General features: G+C 72.5%; 13 protein-coding genes and 1 pseudogene. 13 read left to right on the top strand and 1 reads right to left on the bottom strand.

All coding sequences use genetic code 11. The features are described from left to right. The first annotated feature begins 3 nt into the window (after positions 1-3). The 13 genes from IF30_RS0120940 to IF30_RS0120880 all read left to right on the top strand — a co-directional run bounded on the left by IF30_RS0120940 (position 4) and on the right by IF30_RS0120880 (position 16,120). Positions 4-1,008, top strand: a complete 1,005-nt coding sequence (locus IF30_RS0120940; protein WP_030240638.1) for an aspartate carbamoyltransferase catalytic subunit — start codon at positions 4-6, stop codon at positions 1,006-1,008. After that, positions 1,005-2,309: a dihydroorotase gene (locus IF30_RS0120935; protein WP_030240637.1), complete on the top strand. Its 1,305-nt coding sequence runs from the start codon at positions 1,005-1,007 to the stop codon at positions 2,307-2,309. Before IF30_RS0120940 ends, IF30_RS0120935 begins: the two co-directional genes overlap by 4 nt. After that, positions 2,309-2,905 carry a hypothetical protein gene (locus IF30_RS0120930; protein ID WP_030240636.1) on the top strand — a complete coding sequence of 199 codons (597 nt, stop codon included), beginning with the start codon at positions 2,309-2,311 and terminating at the stop codon, positions 2,903-2,905. The genes IF30_RS0120935 and IF30_RS0120930 overlap by 1 nt, the downstream gene beginning before the upstream one ends. Beyond that, positions 2,902-4,092 (top strand): glutamine-hydrolyzing carbamoyl-phosphate synthase small subunit, encoded by a 1,191-nt coding sequence (carA, locus tag IF30_RS0120925; RefSeq protein WP_037900693.1) that lies wholly within the window; start codon positions 2,902-2,904, stop codon positions 4,090-4,092. The genes IF30_RS0120930 and carA overlap by 4 nt, the downstream gene beginning before the upstream one ends. Beyond that, positions 4,085-7,393, top strand: coding sequence for a carbamoyl-phosphate synthase large subunit (carB, locus tag IF30_RS0120920; protein ID WP_030240634.1), 3,309 nt, complete (start codon positions 4,085-4,087; stop codon positions 7,391-7,393). The genes carA and carB overlap by 8 nt, the downstream gene beginning before the upstream one ends. A gap of 87 nt (positions 7,394-7,480) precedes the next feature. Further along, positions 7,481-8,584, top strand: coding sequence for a quinone-dependent dihydroorotate dehydrogenase (locus IF30_RS0120915; protein ID WP_030240633.1), 1,104 nt, complete (start codon positions 7,481-7,483; stop codon positions 8,582-8,584). Between the two features lie 53 nt (positions 8,585-8,637). Continuing rightward, complete coding sequence (gene pyrF / locus IF30_RS0120910; RefSeq protein ID WP_030240632.1) at positions 8,638-9,471, top strand: orotidine-5'-phosphate decarboxylase; 834 nt, start codon at positions 8,638-8,640, stop codon at positions 9,469-9,471. 418 nt (positions 9,472-9,889) lie between these two features. After that, a complete protein-coding gene (gene mihF, locus IF30_RS0120905; protein WP_030056187.1) occupies positions 9,890-10,216 on the top strand; it encodes an integration host factor, actinobacterial type in 327 nt (108 codons plus the stop codon). 49 nt (positions 10,217-10,265) lie between these two features. Next, positions 10,266-10,823, top strand: coding sequence for a guanylate kinase (gene gmk, locus IF30_RS0120900; RefSeq protein ID WP_030240627.1), 558 nt, complete (start codon positions 10,266-10,268; stop codon positions 10,821-10,823). Between the two features lie 39 nt (positions 10,824-10,862). Further along, entirely contained in the window at positions 10,863-11,129 is a 267-nt protein-coding gene (gene rpoZ, locus IF30_RS0120895; RefSeq protein ID WP_030240625.1) for a DNA-directed RNA polymerase subunit omega, read from the top strand. A 156-nt stretch (positions 11,130-11,285) separates the two neighbouring features. After that, positions 11,286-12,515, top strand: coding sequence for a bifunctional phosphopantothenoylcysteine decarboxylase/phosphopantothenate--cysteine ligase CoaBC (gene coaBC / locus IF30_RS0120890; protein ID WP_030240624.1), 1,230 nt, complete (start codon positions 11,286-11,288; stop codon positions 12,513-12,515). A gap of 148 nt (positions 12,516-12,663) precedes the next feature. Beyond that, positions 12,664-13,872 (top strand): methionine adenosyltransferase, encoded by a 1,209-nt coding sequence (metK, locus tag IF30_RS0120885; protein WP_030240622.1) that lies wholly within the window; start codon positions 12,664-12,666, stop codon positions 13,870-13,872. A gap of 91 nt (positions 13,873-13,963) precedes the next feature. Beyond that, positions 13,964-16,120 (top strand): primosomal protein N', encoded by a 2,157-nt coding sequence (locus IF30_RS0120880; RefSeq protein WP_051710721.1) that lies wholly within the window; start codon positions 13,964-13,966, stop codon positions 16,118-16,120. Between the two features lie 309 nt (positions 16,121-16,429). Here IF30_RS0120880 and IF30_RS50610 read toward each other — a convergent pair. Beyond that, a pseudogene (locus IF30_RS50610) lies at positions 16,430-16,900 on the bottom strand (hypothetical protein); the annotation flags it as partial. Positions 16,901-17,152 lie beyond the last annotated feature (252 nt).

The raw sequence follows: 17,152 nt of genomic DNA, 5'->3' as shown, positions 1-17,152 counted from the left end.
CGCGTGAAGCGCCACCTCGTCTCCGCCGCCGACCTCAGCCGCGACGACGCGCTGCTGATCCTGGACACCGCCGAGGAGCTGGCCCAGCTCTCCGGCCGGGCCGTCAAGAAGCTGCCCACGCTGCGCGGCCGCACCGTCGTCAACCTCTTCTTCGAGGACTCCACCCGGACCAAGACCTCCTTCGAGGTCGCCGAGAAGCGCCTCTCGGCCGACGTCATCAACTTCTCCGCCAAGGGCTCCTCGGTCTCCAAGGGCGAGAGCCTCAAGGACACCGCGCTGACCCTGCAGGCCATGGGCGCCGACGCCGTGGTCATCCGCCACCACGCCTCGGGCGCGCCGGCCCGGCTGGCCCAGTCCGACTGGCTCCACGGCAGCGTGATCAACGCCGGTGACGGCACCCACGAGCACCCCACCCAGGCACTGCTCGACGCCTTCACCATGCGTCGCCACCTCAACCCGGGAGGGCCGGCCGGCGCCCTCCGGCAGGGGCTGGCGGGCCGCCGGGTGACGATCGTCGGCGACGTCCTGCACAGCCGGGTCGCCCGCTCCAACGTGCACCTGCTGACCACCCTCGGCGCACAGGTCACCTTCGTCGCCCCGCCGACGCTGCTGCCGATCGGGATCGAGAACTGGCCCTGCGAGATCAGCTACGACCTGGACAGCGTGCTGCCCAAGACGGACGCGCTGATGATGCTGCGGGTGCAGCGCGAGCGGATGAACGCCGCGTTCTTCCCCACCGAGCGCGAGTACAGCCGCCGCTACGGCATGAACGGCCTCCGGATGGCCCAGCTGCCGGAGCACGCCATCGTGATGCACCCCGGCCCGATGGTCCGGGGCATGGAGATCACCGCCGAGGTCGCCGACTCGCCGCGCTGCACCGCGGTCGAGCAGGTCGCCAACGGCGTCTCCGTCCGGATGGCCGTCCTCTACCTGCTGCTCGGCGGAGCCGTCTTCGCCGACGGGCCCGCCGACTCCCCCCGCACCGACTCCGTGGAGACCGCTCAGTGACCAGCTACCTGATCCGCAACGCTCAGATCCTGGGCGGCGCCCCGCAGGACCTCCTCCTCGCCGACGGCGTGATCAAGGAGATCGGCACCGGCCTGGCAGCCGAGGCGGACATCGAGATCGACGCCACCGGGCTGATCGTCCTGCCCGGCCTGGTCGACCTGCACACCCACCTGCGCGAGCCCGGCCGCGAGGACGCCGAGACCGTGCTCACCGGCACCCGGGCCGCCGCGATGGGCGGCTTCACCGCCGTCCACGCGATGGCCAACACCACCCCGGTCGCCGACACCGCCGGCGTGGTCGAGCAGGTCTGGCGGCTCGGCCAGGAGGCCGGCTACTGCGACGTGCAGCCGGTCGGCGCCGTCACCGTCGGCCTGGAGGGCAAGAAGCTCGCCGAACTCGGCGCGATGCACGAGTCCGCCGCGAACGTCCGGGTCTTCTCCGACGACGGCAAGTGCGTCGACGACGCGGTGCTGATGCGCCGCGCCCTGGAGTACGTCAAGGCCTTCGACGGCGTCGTCGCCCAGCACGCCCAGGAGCCGCGGCTGACCGAGGGCGCCCAGATGAACGAGGGCCAGGTCTCCGGCGAGCTCGGCCTCGGCGGCTGGCCGGCCGTCGCCGAGGAGGCGATCATCGCCCGCGACGTGCTGCTCGCCGCGCACGTCGGCTCCCGGCTGCACGTCTGCCACCTCTCCACGGCCGGCTCGGTGGAGATCGTCCGCTGGGCCAAGGCCAAGGGCTGGGACGTCACCGCCGAGGTCACCCCGCACCACCTGCTGCTCACCGACGAGCTCGTCCGCTCCTACGACCCGGTGTACAAGGTCAACCCGCCGCTGCGCACCGCCGAGGACGTCCAGGCGCTGCGCAAGGCGCTGGCCGACGGCACCATCGACGCCGTCGCCACCGACCACGCGCCGCACCCGGCCGAGGACAAGGACTGCGAGTGGGCCGTCGCCGCGATGGGCATGGTCGGCCTGGAGACCGCGCTGTCCGTGGTGCAGCAGACCATGGTCGACACCGGCCTGCTGAACTGGGAGGGCGTCGCCGACCGGATGTCCCACCGCCCGGCCCGGATCGGCCGGCTCACCGGCCACGGCCGGCCGATCTCGGTGGGTGAGCCCGCAAACCTGGTGCTCTTCGATCCCGCGTACCGTGGTGCCGTGAACCCGGACAGCTTCGCCACCCGCAGCCGCAACACCCCCTACAAGGGCCTGGACCTGCCCGGACGGGTGCACGCCACCTTCCTGCGCGGGCGCGCCACGGTGCTGGCCGGCGAGCCGGCCGAGCAGGACGGCGCGGTGTGATGGGCTACGCCGCACTCGCCAAGGAGCAGGCGAAGGTCACCAACTGGCCCGGGTACATCGGCTGGTCCGTCGGCCTGCTGGTCCTGATCGCCCTCGTCTACTGGCTGATGCGCCAGGGCTGGAACTGGCGGCGCACCCTCCAGTCCGGCATCCCGCCGCTGCCCGCGGTGCCGGCCGGGGCCGGGCGCGCCATCCTGGAGACCAGCGGCCGCTACCACGGCACGACCACCGCCGGGAACTGGCTCGACCGGGTCGTCGCACACGGCCTGGGTACCCGCAGCCGGGCCGACCTCACCCTCGGCGAGGACGGCCTGCTCGTCCGGCGCCCCGGTGACGTCGACTTCTGGATCCCGGCGGCGCACCTGACCGGTGCCCGCACCGACTCCGGGATCGCGGGCAAGGTCGTCCCGTCCGGACTGCTCGTCGTCACCTGGACCCTCCCCCGGCCGTCGGCCGGAGGGACCTCCACGGACACCATCGAGCTGGACTCCGGCTTCCGGGCCGACCACCCCGACGAGCACGCCGCCTGGGTCGAGGCGATCGCTCACCTTGCCACACGCACGCAGACGAAGATGACGGAAGAGGCCGCTCAATGACCGCACCTGCCCCCACCACGCAGCGCCAACGGCGGGACCGCGTCCCTGCCGTGCTCGTCCTGGAGGACGGCCGGACCTTCCGCGGCCAGGCCTACGGCGCGACCGGCGAGACCTTCGGCGAGGCCGTCTTCAACACCGGCATGTCCGGCTACCAGGAGACCCTGACCGACCCGTCGTACCACCGCCAGGTCGTCGTGATGACCGCCCCGCAGATCGGCAACACCGGCTGGAACGACGAGGACGACGAGTCGAAGCAGATCTGGGTCGCCGGCTACGTCGTGCGCGACCCCGCCCGGGTCTCCTCCAACTGGCGCTCGCGCCGCTCGCTCGACGAGGAGCTCGTCCGCCAGGGCGTCGTCGGCATCAGCGGCATCGACACCCGCGCGCTGACCCGCCACCTGCGCGAGCGCGGCGCGATGCGCTGCGGCATCTTCTCCGGCGAGGCCCTGGCCGACCAGGCCGCCCTGCTCGCCCGGGTGCAGCAGTCGCCCGAGATGAAGGGCGCCGACCTGTGCGCCGAGGTCGCCACCACCGAGCCCTACGTGGTGCCCGCCGTCGGCGAGAAGAAGTTCACCGTCGCCGCGCTGGACCTCGGCATCAAGGCGATGACCCCGCAGCGGATGGCCGAGCGCGGCATCGAGGTGCACGTGCTGCCCGCCGACGCCACGCTGGAGGACATCTACGCGGTCGAGCCCGACGGCGTCTTCTTCTCCAACGGCCCGGGCGACCCGGCCACCGCCGACCACCAGGTCGCCGTCGCGCAGGGCGTGCTGGAGCGCAAGACCCCGTTCTTCGGGATCTGCTTCGGCAACCAGATCCTCGGCCGCGCCCTGGGCTTCGGCACCTACAAGCTCAAGTACGGCCACCGCGGCATCAACCAGCCGGTGCAGGACCGCACCACCGGCAAGGTCGAGGTGACCGCCCACAACCACGGCTTCGCCGTGAACGCGCCGCTGGACAAGGTGAGCGACACCCCCTACGGGCGGGTCGAGGTCTCCCACGTCTGCCTGAACGACGACGTGGTCGAGGGCCTGCAGGCGCTCGACGTCCCCGCCTTCAGCGTGCAGTACCACCCCGAAGCCGCCGCCGGCCCGCACGACGCGGCCTACCTCTTCGACCGGTTCGTCGAGCTCATGCGAGGCGACAACAAGCAGAGCGTGAAGCTCATGGAGGGCCAGCGTGCCTAAGCGCACTGACATCAAGTCCGTCCTGGTGATCGGCTCCGGTCCGATCGTGATCGGCCAGGCCGCCGAGTTCGACTACTCGGGTACGCAGGCCTGCCGGGTCCTCAAGGCCGAGGGCCTGCGGGTGATCCTGGTCAACTCGAACCCGGCCACGATCATGACCGACCCGGAGATCGCCGACGCCACCTACGTCGAGCCGATCACCCCCGAGTTCGTCGAGAAGATCATCGCCAAGGAGCGCCCCGACGCGCTGCTGCCGACCCTGGGCGGGCAGACCGCGCTCAACACCGCGATCTCCCTGCACGCCGCCGGCACGCTGGACAAGTACGGCGTCGAGCTGATCGGCGCCGACGTCGAGGCGATCAACAAGGGCGAGGACCGCGAGCTCTTCAAGGGCGTCGTCGAGGCCGTCAACGCCAAGATCGGCCACGGCGAGTCCGCCCGCTCCGTCATCTGCCACACCATGGACGAGGTGCTGGCCGGCGTCGACACGCTCGGCGGCTACCCCGTCGTCGTCCGCCCCTCCTTCACCATGGGCGGCGCCGGCTCCGGCTTCGCCCACGACGAGGAGGACCTGCGCCGCATCGCCGGCCAGGGCCTGACCCTCTCGCCGACCACCGAGGTGCTCCTGGAGGAGTCCATCCTCGGCTGGAAGGAGTACGAGCTGGAGCTGATGCGCGACAAGCAGGACAACGTCGTGGTCGTCTGCTCCATCGAGAACTTCGACCCGATGGGCGTGCACACCGGTGACTCGATCACCGTCGCCCCGGCGATGACGCTCACCGACCGCGAGTACCAGACCCTGCGCGACATCGGCATCGCCGTCATCCGCGAGGTCGGCGTCGACACCGGCGGCTGCAACATCCAGTTCGCCGTCAACCCCGACGACGGCCGGGTCATCGTCATCGAGATGAACCCGCGGGTCTCCCGCTCCTCGGCGCTCGCCTCCAAGGCCACCGGCTTCCCGATCGCCAAGATCGCCGCCAAGCTGGCCGTCGGCTACACCCTGGACGAGATCCCCAACGACATCACCGAGGAGACCCCGGCCTCCTTCGAGCCGACCCTCGACTACGTCGTGGTCAAGGTGCCGCGCTTCGCGTTCGAGAAGTTCCCGAGCGCCGACGCCACGCTGACCACCACCATGAAGTCGGTCGGCGAGGCCATGGCCCTCGGCCGCAACTTCCCCGAGGCGCTGCAGAAGGCGCTGCGCTCGCTGGAGAAGAAGGGCTCCCAGTTCTCCTGGACCAGCCCGGTCGGCGCCAAGGCCGAACTGCTGGCCAAGGCGGCCGTGCCGACCGACGGCCGGATCAACACCGTCATGGACGCGATCCGGGCCGGCGCCACCCCGGAGGAGGTGTTCGAGTCCACCAAGATCGACCCGTGGTTCGTCGACCAGCTCTTCCTCCTCGACGAGATCGCCGGCGAACTCGCCGAGGCTGCCGAGCTCACCCCCGAACTGCTGCGCCACGCCAAGCGGCACGGCTTCTCCGACCAGCAGATCGGCGAGATCCGCGGCCTGAAGCCGGACGTCGTCCGCGAGGTGCGCCACGCCCTCGGCATCCGCCCGGTGTTCAAGACCGTCGACACCTGCGCCGCCGAGTTCGCCGCCAAGACCCCGTACTTCTACTCGTCCTACGACGAGGAGAGCGAGGTCGCCCCGCGCTCCAAGCCCGCCGTGATCATCCTGGGCTCCGGCCCGAACCGCATCGGCCAGGGCATCGAGTTCGACTACTCCTGCGTGCACGCCTCCTTCGCGCTCGCCGACGCCGGGTACGAGACCGTCATGGTCAACTGCAACCCGGAGACCGTCTCCACCGACTACGACACCTCCGACCGGCTGTACTTCGAGCCGCTCACCCTGGAGGACGTGCTGGAGATCGTCCACGCGGAGCAGCAGGCCGGCCCGCTCGCCGGCGTGATCGTCCAGCTCGGCGGCCAGACCCCGCTCGGCCTGGCCCAGGCGCTCAAGGACAACGGCGTGCCGATCGTCGGCACCCAGCCCGAGGCGATCGACCTCGCCGAGGAGCGCGGCGCCTTCGGCCGCGTCCTGCGCGACGCCGGCCTGCCCGCGCCCAAGCACGGCACCGCCTTCTCCTTCGAGGAGGCCAAGGCGATCGCGGACGAGATCGGCTACCCCGTGCTCGCCCGCCCGTCCTACGTGCTCGGCGGCCGCGGCATGGAGATCGTCTACGACGAGGCCTCGCTCGCCTCCTACCTGGAGCGCCACGCCGGCCTGATCTCCGAGCACCCGGTGCTCATCGACCGCTTCCTGGACGACGCGGTGGAGATCGACGTCGACGCGCTCTACGACGGCACCGAGCTCTACCTCGGCGGCGTCATGGAGCACATCGAGGAAGCCGGCATCCACTCCGGCGACTCCGCCTGCGCGCTGCCCCCGATCACCCTCGGCGGCCACGACATCAAGCGCCTGCGCTCCTCCACCGAGGCCATCGCACGCGGCGTCGGCGTCCGCGGCCTGATCAACATCCAGTTCGCCCTCTCCGGCGACATCCTCTACGTCCTGGAAGCCAACCCGCGCGCCTCCCGGACCGTCCCGTTCACCTCCAAGGCGACCGCGGTGCCGCTGGCCAAGGCCGCCGCCCGGGTCTCCCTCGGCGCCACCATCGCCGAGCTGCGCGCCGAGGGCCTGCTCCCGGCCGAGGGCGACGGCGGCACGCTGCCCGCCGACGCGCCGATCGCCGTCAAGGAGGCCGTGATGCCGTGGAGCCGCTTCCGCGACGTGCACGGCCGCGGCGTGGACACCGTGCTCGGCCCGGAGATGCGCTCCACCGGCGAGGTCATGGGCATCGACAAGGTCTTCGGCACGGCCTACGCCAAGTCGCAGACCGGTGCCTACGGCGCCCTGCCGACCAAGGGCAAGGTCTTCGTCTCGGTCGCCAACCGCGACAAGCGCAACCTGGTCTTCCCGGCCCGCGCGCTGGTCGGCCTCGGATTCGAACTGCTCGCCACCGCCGGCACCGCCGAGGTGCTGCAGCGCGGCGGCATCCCCGCCACCGTGGTGCGCAAGCACAGCGAGGGCGAGGGCCCGAACGGCGAGAAGACCATCGTCCAGCTGATCCACGACGGCGAGGTCGACCTCATCATCAACACGCCGTACGGCACCGGCGGGCGCCTCGACGGCTACGAGATCCGCACCGCGGCCGTGGCCCGCGCGGTGCCCTGCCTGACCACCGTCCAGGCGATGGGCGCGGCCGTCCAGGGCATCGACCGGCTGCTGCGCGACGAGGTCGGAGTGATGTCGCTCCAGGAGCACGCCGAGCTGATCAACGCCGGTCGCAAGTAGCACCACCGCAGTGGGGGGCACCGAAGCCAGTCGGGTGCCCCCCACTCCTGTGTCCGAATCCGCCCGCCGCTCCGGGAGTCACCCCCCTTGTACAAGCTTCTGTTCGACCTGGTCTTCAAGAAGATGGACCCCGAGAAGGCCCACCACCTGGCCTTCTTCTGGATCCGGCTCGCCTCCTCGGTACCCGGCCTGCGCACCCTGGTCCGCCTGGTGCTCGCCCCCCGCGACCGGGCCCTGCGCACCACCGCACTCGGCCTCGACCTGCCCGGCCCGTTCGGCCTCGCGGCCGGCTTCGACAAGAACGGCGTCGGCATCGACGGCCTGGCCATGCTCGGCTTCGACCACGTCGAGATCGGCACCATCACCGGCGAGCCCCAGCCCGGCAACCCGGCGCCCCGGCTGTTCCGCCTGGTCGAGGACCGCGCGCTGATCAACCGGATGGGCTTCAACAACCAGGGCTCGGCCCGGGTCGCCGCCCGGCTGGCCGCCCGCCCGCACACCAGCTCCACCCCGGTGATCGGCGTCAACATCGGCAAGACCAAGGTGGTCGAGGAGGCCGAGGCCGTCGCCGACTACGTCAAGTCCACCGAGCGGCTGGCGAAGTACGCCGACTACCTGGTGGTCAACGTCAGCTCGCCGAACACCCCCGGGCTGCGCAACCTGCAGGCCGTGGACCACCTGCGCCCCCTGCTCGCAGCCGTCCGCGAGGCCGCCGACCGCACCACCGCGCACCACGTGCCGCTGCTGGTCAAGATCGCCCCCGACCTGGCCGACGAGGACGTCGACGCGGTCGCCGACCTCGCCCTCGAGCTGGGCCTGGACGGCATCATCGCCACCAACACCACGATCGGCCGCGAGGGCCTGCGCACGGACGGCCGGCGGATCGAGGAGATCGGCATGGGCGGCCTGTCCGGCGCCCCGCTCAAGGCCCGTGCCCTGGAGGTCCTGCAGCGGCTGCGCGCCCGGACCGGGGGCCGGCTGACGCTGGTCTCGGTCGGCGGCGTCGAGACCGCCGAGGACGCCTGGCAGCGGATCATCCACGGCGCCGACCTCGTCCAGGGCTACAGCGCCTTCATCTACGAGGGCCCGTTCTGGTGCCGGCGGATCCACCGGGGCCTGTCCGCCCGGCTCCGGGCCGCGGGCTTCCGCGACCTCGCCGCGGCCGTCGGCAGCGCCGCCCGCAGCTCGTGACCACCCCGGCCGCGGCCGCCGGAAAGACCCGTACGACCTTCGGAAAGGACGACATGACCCTCGCCCCGTTCGGCACCCGACTGCGCCAGGCCCTCGACACCCGCGGCCAGCTCTGCGTCGGCATCGACCCGCACGCCTCCCTGCTCGCCGCCTGGGGGCTCGGCGACGACCTCGCCGGGCTGGAGACCTTCACCCGCACCGTGGTCGAGGCGCTGGCCGACCGGGTCGCCGTGCTCAAGCCGCAGGCCGCGTTCTTCGAGCGCTTCGGCAGCAAGGGCGTCGCGGTGCTGGAGAAGGCCGTCGAGGAGGCCCGGGCGGCCGGTGCGCTGGTCCTGATGGACGCCAAGCGCGGCGACATCGGCTCCACCATGGCCGCCTACGCCGAAGCCTTCCTGTCGCCCGGCAGCCCGCTGTTCTCGGACGCCGTGACCGTCAGCCCGTACCTGGGCTTCGGCTCGCTGCGCCCGGCCCTGGACCTGGCCCGCGAGCAGGGCTGCGGCGTCTTCGCGCTGGCGCTCACTTCCAACCCGGAGGGCGCCGAGGTGCAGCGCGCGGTGGGGGCGGACGGCGAACCGGTCGCGTCCTCGGTGCTGCGGCAGCTGGCCGCCGAGAACGAGGGTGCCGCGCCGCTGGGCTCCTTCGGCGCGGTGGTCGGTGCGACGCTGGCCGACGCGGGCGTGGAGCTGGCCATCAACGGCCCGCTGCTGGCCCCCGGCATCGGCGCCCAGGGCGCGACCATGGCGGACCTGCCGCGGGTGTTCGGCGGCTCGGTGATCAACGTGGTGCCGAGCGTCAGCCGGGACGTGCTCAAGCACGGCCCGTCGGTGGCGGACCTGCGGAAGGCGGCGGAGCGCTTCGTCGGAGAGTTCGCGGACGCCGTCAAGTAGGCGATCAGGACGCCGCCGGGGACGGCCGAACCGGTCGTCCCCGGGGATCGCGGGGCGCCGCCCGGGCCCGGTGGATGCCGACCTGGTAGCCGCCCGGTGACCCTGTGGAGTGTCCGCAGGACGGCGGCGCCGTAACGGCGCCGACGTGAGCGCCGTCACATCCGGACTGTCAAAGTCTCGCAATCGCGGTCATTTTGCCCGGGAAAGTCCTGGTCGGCCTTGGCTGACCAGGACTTTTCGTGTTCTTTTCCTGACGTGGCGCCGCAATGCGGGTAGTGTCCGGCGATAGGTCATCGGCGAGCCGCGATTTTCGTGGCTCCCGCAGGTCAGGGCCTTGTGGTTCTCCTTGCGGACGGTGTCCTGGGCACCAAACCAGTCCTAGTCCATTTCCTTCCATCCACACCCTGAGGTGAACGGCGTGGCTCTTCCGCCCCTTACCCCTGAACAGCGCACCGCCGCGCTCGCCAAGGCCGCCGAGGCTCGCCGGGAGCGCGCCGAGGTCAAGAACCGGCTCAAGCACTCCGGCGCCTCGCTGCACGAGGTGATCAAGGCCGGCAAGGCTGACAACGACGTGATCGGCAAGATGAAGGTCTCGGCCCTGCTGGAGTCCCTCCCGGGCGTCGGCAAGGTGCGCGCCAAGCAGATCATGGAGCGGCTCGGCATCAGCGAGAGCCGGCGTGTCCGCGGGCTCGGCACGAACCAGATCGCTTCCCTGGAGCGGGAGTTCGGCGGGGGTGCCGCCTGACCCTGCCCCGGTGGTCCCAGGATCCCCCGCGATCCGGGATAATCGGTGCATGAGTGAGCGTCCGCGGCTGACCGTGCTCTCCGGCCCCTCGGGGGTCGGCAAGAGCACGGTCGTCGCTCATATGAGGAAGATGCACCCCGAGGTCTGGCTCTCGGTGTCGGCGACGACCCGCCACCCGAGGCCGGGCGAGAAGAACGGGGTCCAGTACCACTTCGTCGACAACGACGAGTTCGACAAGCTGGTCGCCAACGGTGAGCTGCTGGAATGGGCCGAGTTCGCGGGGAACCGCTACGGGACCCCGCGCGCGGCCGTGCTGGAGAAGCTGGAGCGCGGCGAGCCCGTGCTGCTGGAGATCGACCTCCAGGGCGCCCGGCAGGTGCGCGGCACGATGCCCGAGGCGCAGCTGGTCTTCCTGGCCCCGCCGAGCTGGGACGAGCTGGTCCGCCGGCTGACCGGCCGGGGCACCGAGCCGCAGGACGTGATCGAGAAGCGGCTGGACGCCGCGAGGATCGAGCTCGCCGCCGAGCCCGAGTTCGACACGACCCTTGTCAACACCTCCGTCGAGCAGGTAGCGGCCGAACTGCTAGCCTTGCTCGGTGTAGCCTGACCTGTCTGTGTCTTTTCCACCCTTTCGGAAGGTTTTCGCGTGTCCTCTTCCATGACCGCGCCCGAGGGCATCATCAACCCGCCGATCGACGAGCTGCTTGAGGCCACCGACTCCAAGTACAGCCTCGTGATCTACGCCGCCAAGCGCGCGCGCCAGATCAACGCGTACTACTCGCAGCTCGGTGAGGGCCTGCTGGAGTACGTCGGCCCGCTGGTCGACACCCACGTGCACGAGAAGCCGCTGTCGATCGCGCTGCGCGAGATCAACGCGGGCATGCTGACCGCCGAGGCGATCGAGGCCGCCTGAGGCGGTCGTGGTTTCCGGAGGGGCCCGGCGGAATCGTTTCCGCCGGGCCCTTCGGCGTTCCACCGGGCGGTTCCCGGCCCGGGGTGGGGCCCCGTGCGGGTGGCGGCCGAGGGGCCGTAGGGTGGGCGGGTCCCCGGTGCGGAGAGAGGTCGGTTCATGAGCGTGACTGCGGACGCCCCCCGGGTGGCCCTCGGCGTGAGCGGCGGGATCGCCGCCTACAAGGCGTGCGAGCTGCTGCGCCGGTTCACCGAGTCCGGCCACCAGGTCACCGTGGTGCCCACCGAGGCCGCGCTGCACTTCGTCGGCGAGGCGACCTGGGCCGCGCTGTCCGGCCGGCCGGCCGCCACCGAGACCTGGGAGCGCGTGCACGAGGTGCCGCACGTGCGGATCGGGCAGCAGGCCGACCTCGTCGTGGTCGCCCCCGCCACCGCGGACCTGATCGCCAAGGCCGCCCACGGCCTGGCCGACGACCTGTTGACCAACACCCTGCTCACCGCCCGGTGCCCGGTCGTCCTGGCGCCCGCCATGCACACCGAGATGTGGGAGCACCCGGCGACCCGGGACAACGTCGCCACGCTGCGCCGCCGGGGCGTGATCGTGCTGGAACCGGCCGTCGGGCGGCTCACCGGCAAGGACACCGGCAAGGGGCGGCTGCCCGAGCCGTCCGCGATCTTCGACGCCTGCCGGGCCGTGCTGCGCCGCGGCGGTGCGGTGCAGCACGACCTGGCCGGCCGGCATGTGGTGGTCTCGGCCGGCGGCACCCGGGAGCCGTTGGACCCGGTGCGCTTCCTCGGCAACCGCTCCTCCGGCAAGCAGGGCTACGCGCTGGCCGTGACCGCCGCGGCGCGCGGGGCCCGGGTGACCCTGCTCTCGGCCAACGCCGAGCTGCCGGACCCGGCGGGGGTGGACGTGGTGCACGTCTCGACCGCGCTGGAGCTGCGGGAGGCGGCCCTCAAGGCCGCCGAGGACGCGGACGCCGTGGTGATGGCCGCGGCCGTCGCCGACTTCCGGCCCGCCGAGTACGCGACCGGCAAGATCAAGAAGGTCGAGGGGACGGAGCCGGCGCCGGTCGCGCTGGTCCGCAACCCCGACATCCTGGCCGAGCTCTCGGCCCACCGCCCCCGTTCGGGCCAACTGGTCGTCGGTTTCGCGGCGGAGACCGACGACGTGCTCGCCAACGGCCGCGCCAAGCTCGTCCGCAAGGGGTGCGACCTGCTCGTCGTCAACGAGGTGGGCAACGGCAAGGCGTTCGGCACGGACGTCAACGAGGCCGTCGTCCTGGGCTCGGACGGCAGCGAGACGGCCGTGCCGGTGGGTCCGAAGGAGGCGCTCGCGGACGTGGTCTGGGACCTGGTCGCAAAGCGGCTGGAAACGGGCGACAACTGATCGGAAGCGCTTGCGCAACGGTCGAGAATTCCTGAAGCGGGTGACGTTCGACGGAAGCAGCCGGTTAGACTCCAGGAATCAAGTCTTTCCGGAGTTCCCGGTCCACCCGGGACTTCAGTCAGCAGCCGCTGCAACCCCAGGGAGCGCTGTGTCTCGCCGCCTGTTCACCTCGGAGTCCGTCACCGAGGGCCACCCCGACAAGATCGCTGACCAGATCAGCGACACCATCCTTGACGCTCTCCTGCGCGAGGACCCGACCTCCCGGGTCGCCGTGGAGACGCTCATCACCACCGGCCAGGTGCACGTGGCCGGCGAGGTGACGACCAAGGCGTACGCGCCGATCGCCCAGCTCGTCCGGGACAAGATCCTGGAGATCGGCTACGACAGCTCCAAGAAGGGCTTCGACGGCGCCTCCTGCGGCGTGTCGGTGTCCATCGGTGCCCAGTCGCCCGACATCGCGCAGGGCGTCGACACCGCGTACGAGGCACGGGTCGAGGGCGACGAGGACGACCTGGACAAGCAGGGTGCCGGCGACCAGGGCCTGATGTTCGGCTACGCGTCCGACGAGACCCCCGAGCTCATGCCGCTCCCGATCACCCTGGCGCACCGCCTCTCGCGCCGACTGACCGAGGTGCGCAAGAACGGGACCATCCCCTACCTGCGCCCCGACGGCAAGACCCAGGTCACCATCGAGTACGACGGCGACAAGGCCGTCCGCCTCGACACCGTGGTCGTCTCCACCCAGCACGCCAGCGACATCGACCTGGAGTCGCTGCTCACCCCGGACGTCCGCGAGTTCGTGGTCGAGCCGGAGCTGAAGGCGCTGGCCGAGCAGGGCATCAAGCTGACCACCGACGGCTACCGCCTGCTGGTCAACCCGACCGGCCGCTTCGAGATCGGCGGCCCGATGGGCGACGCCGGCCTCACCGGCCGCAAGATCATCATCGACACCTACGGCGGCATGGCCCGCCACGGCGGCGGCGCCTTCTCCGGCAAGGACCCGTCCAAGGTGGACCGCTCGGCCGCGTACGCGATGCGCTGGGTGGCGAAGAACATCGTCGCCGCCGGCCTCGCCCGCCGCGCCGAGGTGCAGGTCGCGTACGCGATCGGCAAGGCCGAGCCGGTCGGCCTGTTCGTGGAGACCTTCGGCACCGAGACCGTGCCGGTCCTCACCATCCAGAAGGCCGTCTCCGAGGTCTTCGACCTGCGTCCCGCCGCGATCATCCGCGACCTGGACCTGCTGCGCCCGATCTACTCCCAGACCGCCGCGTACGGCCACTTCGGCCGTGAGCTGCCGGACTTCACCTGGGAGCGCGCCGACCGGGTGGAGCAGCTGAAGGCGGCCGTGCAGGACTGACGTCCGGACGTCGCGAAGCGGCGCCCGTCCCTCCCCGGGGCGGGCGCCGCTCTGTGCGCGGTGTCGGTCTGACCTGGTAGTACTTGGTGGGATGAGCAACACAGGGGAGAACGGGGTCGGCGGGGCCGGCGCGGTCGGTGAATCCGGCGGGGCCGGTGAATCCGGCGGGGCCGGCGCGGTCGGTGAATCCGGCGAGCCGGAGCAGCTGGCGTTCATCCGGGAGACGGTCAAGCGGGCCAAGCCGCGCACCTGGCGCGGAGCCAAGCGGGCCGAGCACCTGCCGGTGGCCAGGGTCGTGGTGGACAAGGGCGTGCTCACCATCGACAAGTTCTTCGACTACGCCGTGCCCGCCGAAATGGCCGAGGAAGCCCAGCCGGGCGTCCGGGTGCGGGTGCGCTTCGGGGCGCGCGTGGTCAAGGGGCAGCGCGAGGGCGGGGAACTGCACGACGGGTTCATCGTCGCCCGACTGGAGAAGAGCGACTTCCCCGGACCGCTCGCCCCCCTGGCACAAGTGCTCTCGCCCGAACCCGTCCTCACCCCGCAGCTGCTGCGGCTGTGCCGGACCGTGGCCGACCGCTACGCCGGAACACTCGCCGACGTGCTGCAACTCGCCGTCCCGCCCCGGCACGCCAAGGCCGAGGCCGAGCCCTCCCCGCCACCCCTGCCGCGCCCGGCGGCCCCCGCCCCCGGCGGCTGGCAGCGCTACCCCGCCGGACCCGACTTCCTCGCCGCGCTCGCCGGAGGCGGATCACCGCGCGCCGTCTGGGCGGCACTGCCCGGGCCCGGCTGGCCGTACGAGATCGCCCGCGCGGTGGCGGCGACCCTGTCGGGCGGGCGCGGGGCGCTGGTCGTGCTGCCGGACAAGCGGTCGGTGGCCAGGGTCGACCAGGCGCTGACCGAACTGCTCGGCCCCGGGATGCACGCCGCCCTGGAGGCCGACCTCGGCCCGCGCGAGCGCTACAAGCGCTGGCTCACCGTGAGCCGCGGCTCCGTGCACGCCGCCATCGGCACCCGCGCCACCATGTTCGCGCCGGTGCGCGACCTCGGGCTGGTCGTCGTCTGGTCGGACGGGGACAGCAGCCACAGCGACCCCCGCGCCCCGCACCCGCACGTCCGGGAGGTCGCGCTGCTGCGCGCCGCCGACGAAGGCGCGGCGGTGCTGCTGGGCGGGCACGCCGTCACGGTGGAAGGCGCGCAGCTGGTCAGCACCGGGTGGGCGCGCCCGCTGGTCGCGGACCGCGAGACCGTGCGGCAGGTCGCGCCCCGGGTACGGACCGTCACCGACCAGGACCAGCACCGCGACGCGGCCGCACAGGCCGCCCGACTGCCCTCGGTGGCCTGGGAGGCCGCCCGGGAAGCCCTGGCGGCCGGACACCCGGTGCTCATCCAGGTGCCCCGGCGCGGCTACGTGCCCCGGCTGGCCTGCGGGCGCTGCCGGACCCCGGCCCGGTGCCGGCGGTGCGAAGGGCCGCTGGAGGCACCCTCGGCGGACGCGGCGCTGCAGTGCGGATGGTGCGGCGAACCCGAGAACGACTGGCACTGCCCCGAGTGCGGATCCTTCCGCCTGCGGGCCCAGGTGGTCGGCGCCCGGCGGACGGCGGAGGAACTGGGCAAGTCGTTCCCGCGGATCCCGGTACGGACCTCGGGACGGGAAGCCGTACTGGCCACCGTGCCGGACGAGCCCTCACTGGTGATCTCCACCCCGGGCGCGGAACCGGTCGTGGAGGGCGGCGGCGGGTACGGGGCCGCGCTGCTGCTGGACGGATGGGCGCTGCTGAGCCGGCCCGACCTGAGGGCCGGAGAGGAGACCCTGCGGCTCTGGCTGGCGGCCGCCGCCCTCGTGCGGCCCTCGACGGAGGGCGGCACGGTGGTCGTCGTCGCCGAGCCCTCGGCCCGGCCCGTCCAGGCGCTGGTGCGGTGGGACCCGCTCGGGCACGCCGGGCTCGAACGGGACGAGCGGGCGCAACTGCACTTCCCGCCGGTGTCGCGAATGGCGTCGGTCAGCGGCAGCCCGGCGGCCGTCGCCGACCTGCTGACCCTGATCCGGCTGCCGGAGGGGGCGGACGTGCTCGGGCCGGTGCCGCTGCCGGTGCTGCGCGGGGAGGACCAGGAACGGGCGCTGCTGCGGGTCGCGCCCGGGCAGGGGGCGGCGCTCGCGGCGGCGCTCAAGGCGGCGCAGATCGCGCGGATCGCGCTGCGGACGGCGGAGCCGGTGCGGGTACGGATGGATCCGACGGACATCGGCTGAGGGCTTGGGCGCGCTGTGGGGCCTGGCCGGTGGGGCGGGGCTGGTGGGACGAAGGGGCGGGCCGCGGGGCGGGGTGAGTGGGCCACCCCGCCCCGGCCGGCCCGGTGGCGGTCGGGTCCGTCAGCCGCGCAGGGGGATGCCGGTGCGGTCGACGGGCGTGCCGCGGTCGATCGGGGTGCGGTCCGCGGAAGCGCGGTCGGCGGGGCCGCGCTCGATGGGGGTGCGCTCGATGGGGGTGCGGTCGATGGGCGTGCGGTCCATCGGGCCGCGGTCGAAGGAGGCGCGGTCCAGGCTGCTGCGGTCCAGGCCGCCCTGGCGGGCAGCGGGGACGGTCGCGGCCAGACCGCCGGTGGGAACGGCGGGCAGTTCTTCGGAGCGGTCCGGGCGGCTCGGGCCCGGGACGGCGGCGCTGGCGGCGAGGAGCTCGCTGGTCGGGCGGCGCATGCCGTAGCGGCGGTGCACGGCCTGCTTGGTGACCCCGAGGGCGGAGCCCACCGAGTCCCAGGAGAACCCCAGCGCGCGGTCGAACTCGACCGCCGCCGCCACCAGGGTCTCCACGCTCTCCCGCAGCTCCTGCGCCAGCCGCACCGTCGGTGCCGGCGCCCGCCCGTACACCACGAAGCCGGCCGAAGTGCTGGGGCGGCGCGGTCGGTAGACGTTTCCCAGTTGGGCGGTGAGCGTCCGCAGCGCGTCGACCTGGCGCCTCACCCGCTCGATGTCCCGCACCAGCAGGTGCAGGCTCGCCCGCGCCCGGGCGTCGTGGTTGATCTGCTCGGCCATGGCTTACGCGCCACCTTCCGTACGGTTCAGCTCGGCCGGAGCGCGGTGTCCCGTGCGCCCGGCCCCGGTCAATCTCTCTTGACCAACGCCGAATCGGGGGCCGGGGTAACGCCGCTCGGCAGAGTCGGGATATGTCAGGAGGCCGCCGGCGGGTCCGAGGGCGGGCGGGCGGGGCCGGGGCGTTGCATAGAATTGGCCGGAACAGCCGTTGCCCGCAGTCCTTCCCGGACGCCCGACACCCCGACGGACAGG

The organism is Streptomyces sp. NRRL S-350 (assembly GCF_000719705.1).
Classification (GTDB): Bacteria; Actinomycetota; Actinomycetes; order Streptomycetales; family Streptomycetaceae; genus Kitasatospora.
This window is presented reverse-complemented; position numbering and strand designations above follow the sequence as displayed.

Coding starts and splice junctions, on each gene's coding strand:
- gmk (WP_030240627.1), top strand. CDS start 10,266: ATGAGTGAGCGTCCGCGGCTGACCGTGCTCTCCGGCCCCTCGGGGGTC.
- pyrF (WP_030240632.1), top strand. CDS start 8,638: ATGACCCTCGCCCCGTTCGGCACCCGACTGCGCCAGGCCCTCGACACC.
- IF30_RS0120880 (WP_051710721.1), top strand. CDS start 13,964: ATGAGCAACACAGGGGAGAACGGGGTCGGCGGGGCCGGCGCGGTCGGT.
- IF30_RS0120930 (WP_030240636.1), top strand. CDS start 2,309: ATGGGCTACGCCGCACTCGCCAAGGAGCAGGCGAAGGTCACCAACTGG.
- coaBC (WP_030240624.1), top strand. CDS start 11,286: ATGAGCGTGACTGCGGACGCCCCCCGGGTGGCCCTCGGCGTGAGCGGC.
- carA (WP_037900693.1), top strand. CDS start 2,902: ATGACCGCACCTGCCCCCACCACGCAGCGCCAACGGCGGGACCGCGTC.